The organism is Pelotalea chapellei, from assembly GCF_018531195.1.
In the GTDB taxonomy this organism is placed as follows: domain Bacteria; phylum Desulfobacterota; class Desulfuromonadia; order Geobacterales; family Pseudopelobacteraceae; genus Pelotalea; species Pelotalea chapellei.
Genome location: NZ_JAHDYS010000028.1, coordinates 1 through 10,621, shown reverse-complemented (window position 1 = coordinate 10,621; position 10,621 = coordinate 1). Strand labels below are relative to the sequence as shown.

Here is a 10,621-nt window from a genome sequence, read left to right as displayed (position 1 = left end):
GAGGGCAGTCGTGCTGCCATGTCCCGTGCACCGTTGTTAAGGAAAACCATACCCTCTACCTCTGAATATACAAGGGCAAGGGAGAGGGGGAATGGCACGGACTGCAAAAATCTAAACCGGGACCTTACTGAAAAATATTTCCTTATCCTTGGAGGATACCATGAAATTTGCTACCAAACTCATCCATAGCGGCCAAACCATCGACCCCCGCACCGGGGCCCTCGGCATGCCCATCTACCAGACCTCAACCTTCCGTCAGCGGTCGATAGATCACTTCGGCAAATACGATTATGCCCGCTCGGACAATCCTTCCCGCGAAGCGCTGGAAGAGGCGATTGCCGAACTGGAGGGAGGTACTCGTGGATTCGCCTTTGCTTCAGGCATGGCTGCAATTTCCTCCACCCTGCTGATCTTTTCACCTGGCGATCATTTGGTGGTATGCGATGACGTGTATGGCGGTGCGTACCGTGTCTTGACTTCGATCTTCAGTCGCCTTGGCATCGAATCCACTTTTGTCGACGCCACGGATCTGGCAGCCATTGAGGCAGCTATCCGGCCGGAAACCAAGGGCATCTATCTGGAGACGCCATCAAACCCGCTGCTCAAGATTACCGATCTGGCGGCGGTTGCCACCCTTGCCCGCTCCCGGGGCATCATCACCATGGTTGACAACACCTTCATGACTCCTTATCTGCAGCGCCCGCTTGAGCTTGGCTGCGACATCGTGCTGCATAGCGGCACCAAATTCCTAAACGGACACAGCGATGTGATCTGCGGTTTTGCCATTGTCCGCGACGAAGAGCTGGGCAAGAGAATCCGCTTCATCCAGAACGGTTTCGGTGCGATTCTTGGTCCCCAGGATTCCTTCCTGACCATGCGGGGCCTCAAAACGCTCAAGATCAGAATGGACCAGAGCCAAGAAGCTGCCGGAATCATTGTTCGCTGGCTGTCAGAACAAAAGCAGGTCACAAAAATCAATTATCCCGGCCTGCCCGAGCATCCCGGATATGCCATACAACAGGCGCAGTCTGCCGGACCGGGAGCTGTCCTGTCGTTCGAACTTGATTCCTTCGAAAACACGAAAAAGCTCCTGGAAGGTTCAAAACTGTCCGCTTTTGCAGTCAGTCTGGGAGGAGTGGAAAGCATTATCTCCTACCCTGCCCGCATGTCACATGCTGCTGTTCCCAAAGATGAGCGTGAGCGTAAGGGAATCAAAGACACTCTGGTACGCCTGTCCGTTGGTCTGGAAGACCCACAGGATCTGATAGACGACATGACCGCAGCATTCAACACTAAATGAATGTAGTACCGTCAATCATATTTCTTGACACAGAAGATGTATTTATATACAAATGAATCACGTAACAAGGCGTGATAATTCCGACCGGAAAAAAAGGAGACCTAACATGGCCCGCATTTTCGCAGACAATTCGCAATCCATCGGCAATACCCCTCTGGTGAAGCTCAACCGGATAATTGATGGGGCAAAGGCAACAGTGCTGGGAAAAATGGAGGGGCGCAATCCAGCCTACTCGGTCAAGTGCCGCATCGGAGCCAGCATGATCTGGGATGCAGAGCAGCGCGGAATTCTCAAGCCTGGCGTTGAAATCATCGAACCAACCAGCGGCAACACCGGCATAGCCCTGGCGTATGTGGCTGCCGCACGCGGCTACGGCCTGACCCTGACCATGCCGGAAACCATGAGCATCGAGCGCCGTCGTGTGCTGGCCGCTCTTGGCGCCAACCTGATACTGACACCCGGTGCGGAAGGAATGAAGGGGGCCATCAATCGGGCCGAAGAACTGGCAGCTTCCGACCCCGCCCGGTATTTCCTGCCCCAGCAGTTCAAGAACCCGGCTAATCCGGCGATCCATGAGAAAACCACCGGCCCTGAAATATGGAATGATACCGATGGCGGCATTGATGTACTGGTATCGGGCGTCGGAACAGGCGGAACCATTACCGGTATATCCCGCTACATCAAAAACACCTGCGGCAAAAAGATCCTGTCAGTAGCGGTGGAACCGAAAGAAAGTCCGGTAATTTCACAGCATCTGGCCGGGCAACCGCTCCAGCCAAGTCCCCACAAGATCCAGGGCATCGGAGCCGGTTTCATCCCGGACACGCTTGATCTTTCCATGGTTGATCGGGTGGAGCAGGTAGAAAGTGCAGAAGCGATTGAGTTCGCCAAGCGGCTCGCAAAAGAAGAGGGAATGCTGGTCGGTATTTCCTGCGGTGCAGCGATGGCCGCAGCAGTAAGGTTGGCCAAACTGGATGAATTCGCCGGAAAAACCATCGTCGTGATCCTGCCCGATGGAGCTGAGCGGTATCTTTCCACGGCGCTATTTGAAGGCCTGTGATACGGGAGTAGTATCAACGTAAAAAATTTGAGAATTAAATGTAAACAGCCAGGAGCTGACCGGACACCCGGAGGCCGGGGCAGCATGTCGTAAGTGGCATCCCTCGGCCTTTTTTATACTATTATCGGAAAAGGAATAACTATGACAGCAGCAACTCGTGATTACAGGCTGGACGGCATTTACTATCAACGGCAGGAAGGTTATTTCATGCAGCGTGTAAAACTGCCGGCCGGAGTAATCTCTTCCCAGCAGTCAAGAACAGTCAGCGAAGCAGCTACTCGCTTCGGCAAAGGGCTTATCCACCTGACTACCCGCGGCAGCATGGAAATTCACTGGCTGCGCGAAGAAGATCTGCCTGAGCTGAAACGAGTGCTGTCAGGAGCAGGATTGACTTCACGAGGGGCCTGCGGCGGAGCAGTCAGGGGCGTCACCTGCGGCAGCAGCACCGGCACTGCCGGCTTCCCCGGACTGGAACAATTTGCCCGCAGACTTCAGCGTCATTTCACCGGCAATCCACGTTTTGAAAGATTACCCAAAAAGTTCAAGATCGGAGTGGAAAGCACAACCGTTGGTCAGCGCCACCTGATTCAGGATGTCGGGCTGGTTCTGACCGGCACGGCGGATGGCGGAAACCTGTATGACCTGTATGTAGCAGGAGGACTGGGGCGCGAGCCGCAGCCGGGATTCCTGCTGGAAAAGGACCTGCCGGAAGAGCGCATCATCCCGATGATCGAGGCGATCCTTATCGTATATACGGCCAGCACCCCTCCCGGAAAACGCCTCAAGCACCTGGTTCGTTCTATCGGAGAAGAGGAGTTCCGCAAACGGATTAGCGCTGAGCCGACTGCACATGAGATTCTGCCGCCATTCAAAGGCCTGCCGGAAGCACTGCTGCCCGAGAACGAATCATTTTTCATCGAAGCGCGCTTGTTTGCCGGAGAGATCACCAGCAGCCAGCTCGAATCCCTGGCCGGTTTTGCCGAAACCTGGGCAAACGGGGTTCTGACCGTTACCGCCAACCAGAACATCTCTTTTCAGCTCCCGGCACACAAAGACAAGGCATCGGCACTGCAGGCTCTGGCGGAGGCAGGTTTTCCCGGCACCACCCCCGAAGAACGCCTGACCCTTCGCGTCTGCCCCGGCACCCATGAATGCAAAGCCGGCCTGGCTCCCACCAGGGATATTGCACGGGCCATCGTTGCAGCAGTCGGAGCTACAACTGGCGAGCAAACGCTGGCACTCTCCGGTTGCCACAACTCCTGTACTCAACCGCAACTGGCAGATATCGGCATCATGACCTCCGGTCTGGTCAAAGAGGCTGACGGCGAGCGCACTCCGCGCTTTGATGTTTTCCGATCCACAGGTGATGGCCTCGGCACCCGCATCGCTGCTTCCCAAAACCTGGAAGAGATGCTGGCCATCCTGAATCAGTAATATCTTGTTTCTCATGTAGCACCTGATGCCGGAGTTCCCATGACCATGACCATAGATACAGATAGAATGGAGACGCTGGCACACACTCCATTTCAATCGGCAGGTCCTGAAGACCTGTGGCGCAAGGGGTCGGTCTTCTTTGTGGGGGGCAATCTACCGCTGTATGAAACCCTGGAGACCATGTTTGAAAGCTTCTGCATGGAATCAACCCAGCTGTTTCATCTGACGTTCGGGGATCAAGCACGCTTTCGCGACAACCTTGAGATGGCGCGCCAGATCAAAAAAAATTTCAATGCCCGGCTGATCGTGCAGGTTAATTATCCGCTATCCAAGATCGCCATCGAACATATTTACGCCGCGGGAGTAAACATCCTCGACATTCCAACAAGTGCCGCTCTGTCCGATGCAGATAACGTCTCGAAGAGGGAATCATTAAAAACTGCGCACACTGTTTTCCCGCGCTGGTCAACCGCATCAACCGTGTTAGTCGGAGAGTATACGGACGAGTCGGTTCGAGCAATCGACAGCCTTCTGGCAGATCACATCCTGCCGCTGGTCCAGTTCTCGGGGCAAAATACGGAAGTTCAGTCAAGTGTCTCCCACCACCTGGCAGAAGGGTGGCAACGACACCACGTAGTCATCCAACCACTGCTTCCGTTGATCCAGCTAACCACTCCGCTTACTCCTGGAGAACAGGGGCGCTTTCGCGGACTACTTAACCGCATTATTGAGAGACACGACCTGGTACGTTCGGATCTGCATCGCCACCTGAGGGTGAAGCACCCAGAAGATTCACTTGATTCGGCAGGCTTGTAATGGTCAATCTTCCCCTCGAAAAGCCTCTCAAAATTGATAACCGGCCGCTCTGGATGATCGTACTCGACCGCACCCTTCATTACCAGGTACTGGCCGGACTGGTGCTGGTGTGTGGTGTACTGCTTCAATTTTCTCCCCCCAGCGGCCTCTCCCAGGCGGGATACCGTTCTCTGGTGCTGTTTGGCGGAACCATAGTTTTATGGATTTCCGGCCTGATTCCAATTGCAATAACCGCACTGCTCTCCATGGTGATGCTGCCGCTGCTTGGAATCATGAATGCCAAAAGCACCTATGCCCAGTTCGGCAACGAGGCGGTCTTCTTCATCCTGGGTGCATTCATTCTGGCGGCAGCCATGACCGGCAGCGGCTTGTCGGCGCGCTTGGCGCGAGCCATGCTGTCCCGTTTCGGCAGAACGCCCCGCACACTGGCCCTGACCGTATTCCTGCTCTGTACCGCACTTTCCTACTGCATGAGCGAGCATGCCGTGGCTGCCATGATGTTTCCGGTCGTCTCTGAAATCGTTGCCAGCCTCGGCCTCGAGCGAGGCAAAAGCCGCTATGCGGGACTGCTGTTCATGTCACTTGCCTGGGGCTGCATCATCGGCGGCATCGCCACTTTTCTGGGGGGAGCGCGGGCACCGCTTGCAGTGGGCATCCTGCGTGAATCAACGGGTCTGCACTTTTCCTTTCTGGAGTGGATGACCGCCTCGAGCATGATCGTCTTGCCGCTGCTTTTGATCGGCTTTCCTTTGCTGCTGCGTTTTTTTCCCCAGGATGTATCCAGCGTGGACAGTGGCTTGCGCTATCTTAACCGCAAGCGGCTCGAAGTCGGCAAGATGAGTTTCAATGAAATCATCGTAGCGCTGGTAATGGTAGTTACCATTCTAAGCTGGATGACCCTGGGAGAAAAAACGGGACTGGCAGCCATCGCTATTCTGGCATCGGTGGCTCTGTTCGTCTTCCGGGTAGTTACCTGGGAGTCTATCGAAGAATACGTCAACTGGGGCATCATCCTGATGTACGGCGGCACAATCGCCCTAGCCAGCGCGCTGGAGAAAAGCGGCGCCGCTCTCTGGGTCGTCAAAAAGATGCTGCAGGTCTTTACCCCCTCACCCTTTGTAGTGATCGCGGTAATTTCCTTTGTGGCCATCATCCTGACCGAATGCATCAGCCACGCTGCCGTGGTGGCCATCTTCATGCCCATAGGCCTGACCCTGGCAGCGAGCATGGGCATTGATCCCAAAGTCATGACGCTTTCCATCGCACTGCCGGCCGGTCTGGCATATTGCCTGCCAATGGGCACGCCGGCCACGGCAATCGCCTACGGTTCCGGGTATCTGAAAAGTAAGGAAATCATGCTTTCCGGCACCATGATCATGCTGATATCATGGTTATTGTTCCTGTTTTCGGCATATTTCGTATGGCCGCTGATCGGGCTCAAAATTTAGCAAAAAGGGACTTGTGATGAACTCAACTATTCCAACCATAGCATCCGATACTTCTGCTGCCGAGATCCTGCGCATCGGTATCGAAACAGCCAGCGGACCTGTCTCCCTGGCCTGTTCCTTTTCCATGGAAGATGTGGCTATTATTGATATTGCACACCAGGCAGGCCTTAACCTTGGCGTGTTTGCGCTGGATACCGGCCGCCTCAATGAAGAAACCTACGAAGTTGCCGATGCCCTGGTTGAACGCTACCGACTGAAGATCGACTGGTACTTCCCGCGTCATGATGATGTGGAGAATCTGGAGCGGGCTGACGGTCTGTTTTCGTTCCGTGAATCACTGGACAAACGCCATCAGTGCTGTGCCATCCGCAAGGTGGAACCGCTCAGTCGGGCCCTGAAGGGTCTGTCGGGCTGGGTGACCGGCATGCGCCGCGAACAGGCAGTTACCCGCGGCGATTTGCCCCCTGTTGAGGTGGACGAGCTCAACGGCGGCCTGCTCAAGATCAATCCGCTACTGGCCTGGACTGAAGAGCAGCTGCTGGCATACACAGAAGAACAGCGGCTGCCGCGCAACCGACTCTACAGCCAGGGCTACCGCTCCATCGGCTGCGCCCCCTGCACCAGGGCAGTAAAACCGGGAGAAGACGCCAGGGCCGGCAGATGGTGGTGGGAGAACCCGGAAAATAAAGAGTGCGGATTGCACAGAAGATAAATTAGTCCCCCCATTCCCCCTCTCCCTAGCCCTCTCCCACAAGGGGAGAGGGAACTTTCATGCTCCCCTCCCTTTATGGGAGGGGCTGGGGGAGGGTAAAGGGGGGAATAAGGAGAGAACATTAAATGAGTGACAACCTGACCCATCTACAGCAGCTTGAAGCCGAAAGCATCCACATCCTCCGCGAAGTCGTCGCCGAGTTCAACAACCCGGTGATGCTCTATTCCATCGGCAAGGATTCGGCAGTCATGCTGCACCTGGCCCGCAAGGCCTTCTACCCTGCGCCACCGCCGTTCCCACTGTTGCACGTGGACACTACCTGGAAATTCCGCGAAATGATCCAGTTCCGGGACCGCATGGCTGCCGAGTGCAACCTGGACCTGATCGTGCACGTCAATGAGGAAGGGGTCAATCGAGGCGTTTCCCCCTTTACCCATGGTTCGGCGCTCTATACCGATGTCATGAAAACCGAGGGGCTGAAACAGGCTCTTGATCGCTACAAGTTCGATGCTGCCTTTGGCGGCGCCCGCCGGGATGAGGAAAAATCCCGGGCCAAGGAGCGGATCTTCTCCTTCCGCAGCGCCAACCACCGCTGGGATCCGAAAAGCCAGCGGCCTGAACTGTGGAACCTGTACAACACCCGCATCAAGCCCGGTGAAAGCATCCGCGTCTTCCCGATTTCCAACTGGACCGAGCTTGACGTGTGGCAGTACATCCACCTGGAGCAGATCCCGATCGTGCCGCTTTACTACGCCGCGGTTCGACCGGTGGTAGAGCGGGATGGCATGCTGATCATGGTGGATGACGACCGCCTGGAACTCCAACCGGGTGAGAAAGTTGAATACAAATCGGTGCGATTCCGGACCCTGGGGTGCTATCCCCTGACCGCCGCGGTGGAATCGGAAGCGGACACCCTGCCCCGCATTATTCAGGAAATGCTGCTGACCCGCACATCGGAACGCCAGGGACGCATGATCGATCATGACCAGGCGGGGTCGATGGAGAAGAAGAAGCAAGAAGGATATTTTTAGAATTCGGCCGTTTCGGATCAGACCGATCAGTCCGAGCGGTCCGATCCGACTGATCGGACGCGGCCCAAGCATTAACGGAGGAATCACGTGGCACACCAATCGGATCTTATAGAAAGCGATATCCTCGCCTATCTCAAAAGCCAGGAAGAAAAAACATTGCTGCGCTTCATTACCTGCGGCAGCGTGGATGATGGCAAGAGCACCCTTATCGGACGCCTGCTATGGGACTCGAAGATGGTCTTTGAAGACCAGCTTGCTGCGCTGGAGGTGGACAGCAAGAAGGTTGGCACCCAGGGGGGAGCCATCGATTATGCGCTGCTGCTGGACGGGCTGCAGGCGGAGCGGGAGCAGGGAATCACCATCGACGTGGCCTACCGCTTCTTCTCCACCGACAAGCGCAAATTCATCGTCGCCGACACGCCCGGCCACGAGCAGTACACCCGCAACATGGTCACCGGTGCTTCTACGGCCCAAGTGGCAGTGATCCTGGTGGATGCCCGCAAGGGGCTGCTGACCCAGACCAGGCGTCACAGCTTTCTGGTCTCATTGGTCGGCATCCGCAATGTTGTGCTGGCGATCAACAAAATGGACCTGATCGACTTTGACCAAAAGCAGTTCGATGCCATTCAGCGGGACTATGAAAAGTTCGCCGCTCCGCTGGGATTCGCCTCCATAACCGCCATTCCTCTCTCTGCCCTCAATGGCGACAACATGATCGAAGCCAGCGCCAACACACCCTGGTACTCAGGCCCCACCCTGATGGGATACCTGGAGAATGTGCCGGTTGCCGGCGACAGCAGGGGAGAGCCGTTCCGTCTGCCGGTCCAGTGGGTCAACCGTCCCCATCTTGATTTCCGGGGTTTCTGCGGCACCATCGCATCGGGCACGGTACGTCCGGGTGATGAGATACTGGTGGCATCCTCGGGACGCACCAGCCGGGTCGCCCGCATCGTTACCATGCAGGGAGACTTGCCCGAAGCAACCGCAGGCCAGGCGGTGACCCTGACCCTGAAAGATGAGATCGACGTCAGCCGGGGCGACATGCTGACCATACCGGATGCGCCGCCGCTCCACACCCGTCACCCGGAGGCTCACCTGGTCTGGATGCACGACGAACCACTCCAGCCGGGCCAGCTCTATCTTGTCAAGACCGCCTCGGCAGTAACCCCGGGCAGAGTCACGGCCGTGCAGTACGTCGTGGATGTGAACACCCTTGAGCAGAAGCAGGAGCCGACCCTTGGCCTGAACGGGATCGGGGTAGTCCGTCTCGAACTGGATCGGCCGGTTTCGTTCGATCCATACCGCAACAACCGCGACACCGGCAGCTTCATCCTGATTGACCGCTACACCAATGCCACGGTAGCTGCCGGCATGGTGATCACGGCACCTGTGGATCCTGATGCGGTGCAGGTGACAGAATTCACGCCTGAGGTCGTAGTTTGTGAAGATGCCGCTCCTGTGCGCATCAGCCTGAGTGCAGCCTCGGTCAGCGCTAGCGGTGCCAGTGTGGTCGATCTCTCCTCCGAAGGGTGCGCGATCGAATTCGAAATATCGCCCAGCTTCATTGAACACCTTGGCAAAGGCAACCGGGTTCTTTTCCGCCTGAAAGATCTTGGACAGCTGCACGCTGTCGCGCTGCTCGCTTTCCAGCAGAGACTCTCATTTGAATTCGACCGCACAGCTGAAGGAATCAGCATTCTTGTCTTCAGACGAGGCATCAAGCCGGTTGAAAACAGCTATGCCGACACCGGGACCAGTATATGAAGTCAATACTTCACACAGCGACGCCAGCTGTTGATGACGCACAAAAGATGATCTCAGCATGCTGATTCAGATCAATGAAAGACAGGCGCAGATCCCGGACGGACTCACCCTGGCTGAAGTAGCCGACCTGCACCGGCCGGGAGCGGATGTGCTGATCCTGAACGGATTTCCGGCAGCTCGGGAAACCTCTGTCCAGGAGGGTGACGAACTATTTCTGATCACCCGGGGAGAGCAGCCGGCTGAAGAGGAGCTGGAGGCGCTGATGGCTGCCCGGCACACACCGGGTGTTCATCGCCGTTTGAAAGCAGCTACCGTAGGCATTGCCGGCGTCGGCGGCCTTGGATCAGCGGTAGCCGTCGCCTTGGCTCGAATAGGCATTGGCCGGCTGATCATTGCAGATTTCGATGTTGTTGAGCCTTCCAATCTCAACCGCCAGCAATACTTCATCGACCAGATCGGCTGTTTCAAGGTGGATGCCCTGGCCGACAACCTGCGGCGCATCAATCCCTACGTGCGGGTGGAAACACACCAGGTGCTGCTTGACCCGCTCAATACGCCGACAATCTTCGCCCCCTGCTCGATTGTGGTGGAGGCTTTTGACCGGGCCGACATGAAGGCGATGCTGGTAAACACCGTGTTAGCCGAAATGTCGGGAGTGCACGTAGTAGCTGCCTCGGGACTGGCCGGCTTCGGTCCCAACAACAGCATCATCACCCGCCGTGCTGCCAGACGCCTCTATGTTGCGGGCGATGCAGTTTCCGAAGCTCAGCCGGGCAATGGGTTAATGGCGCCACGGGTAGCCATCGCAGCCGGTCACCAGGCCAACCAGGTTGTTCGGATTATTCTGGGAGAAGAGTAGAATCAGGACTGGGGACTGGGGACTGGGGATCAGGGATCATGGGGTCAGAGACTCTGGGATTAACAGTGTCGAAAAACTCAGGTTGTTCAAAAATAGTCAGATCGTCGCAACCGAAGAAAACCCCGCGGAGCAACCGTGTTCTCTGTCAAGTGAAAGCATAAAAACTATCGTTCCAGCGGCGGTTGTCCCTGATCATG

At 56.3% G+C, this 10,621-nt stretch carries 9 protein-coding genes; all 9 read left to right on the top strand.

The genetic code is table 11. The features are described from left to right. Window positions 1–160: 160 nt before the first annotated feature. The 9 genes from KJB30_RS17625 to thiF all read left to right on the top strand — a co-directional run bounded on the left by KJB30_RS17625 (window position 161) and on the right by thiF (window position 10,424). A complete protein-coding gene (locus KJB30_RS17625) occupies window positions 161–1,300 on the top strand; it encodes a trans-sulfuration enzyme family protein (protein WP_214301686.1) in 1,140 nt (379 codons plus the stop codon). Between the two features lie 106 nt (window positions 1,301–1,406). Beyond that, entirely contained in the window at window positions 1,407–2,360 is a 954-nt protein-coding gene (gene cysK / locus KJB30_RS17620; RefSeq protein ID WP_214301685.1) for a cysteine synthase A, read from the top strand. 141 nt (window positions 2,361–2,501) lie between these two features. Next, a complete protein-coding gene (locus KJB30_RS17615; RefSeq protein ID WP_214301684.1) occupies window positions 2,502–3,794 on the top strand; it encodes a nitrite/sulfite reductase in 1,293 nt (430 codons plus the stop codon). Window positions 3,795–3,833: 39 nt separating this feature from the next. Further along, a complete protein-coding gene (locus KJB30_RS17610) occupies window positions 3,834–4,610 on the top strand; it encodes a hypothetical protein (RefSeq protein ID WP_214301683.1) in 777 nt (258 codons plus the stop codon). After that, window positions 4,610–6,058 carry an SLC13 family permease gene (locus KJB30_RS17605; protein ID WP_214301682.1) on the top strand — a complete coding sequence of 483 codons (1,449 nt, stop codon included), beginning with the start codon at window positions 4,610–4,612 and terminating at the stop codon, window positions 6,056–6,058. The genes KJB30_RS17610 and KJB30_RS17605 overlap by 1 nt, the downstream gene beginning before the upstream one ends. A 16-nt stretch (window positions 6,059–6,074) precedes the next feature. Further along, window positions 6,075–6,770 carry a phosphoadenylyl-sulfate reductase gene (locus tag KJB30_RS17600; RefSeq protein WP_214301681.1) on the top strand — a complete coding sequence of 232 codons (696 nt, stop codon included), beginning with the start codon at window positions 6,075–6,077 and terminating at the stop codon, window positions 6,768–6,770. Window positions 6,771–6,895: 125 nt separating this feature from the next. After that, window positions 6,896–7,801, top strand: a complete 906-nt coding sequence (cysD, locus tag KJB30_RS17595) for a sulfate adenylyltransferase subunit CysD (RefSeq protein ID WP_214301680.1) — start codon at window positions 6,896–6,898, stop codon at window positions 7,799–7,801. Window positions 7,802–7,888: 87 nt separating this feature from the next. Then, window positions 7,889–9,565 carry a sulfate adenylyltransferase subunit CysN gene (cysN, locus tag KJB30_RS17590; protein WP_214301679.1) on the top strand — a complete coding sequence of 559 codons (1,677 nt, stop codon included), beginning with the start codon at window positions 7,889–7,891 and terminating at the stop codon, window positions 9,563–9,565. 58 nt (window positions 9,566–9,623) lie between these two features. Continuing rightward, on the top strand, window positions 9,624–10,424 hold the full coding sequence (thiF, locus tag KJB30_RS17585) for a sulfur carrier protein ThiS adenylyltransferase ThiF (protein ID WP_214301678.1): 801 nt from the start codon (window positions 9,624–9,626) through the stop codon (window positions 10,422–10,424). Window positions 10,425–10,621: the final 197 nt, after the last annotated feature.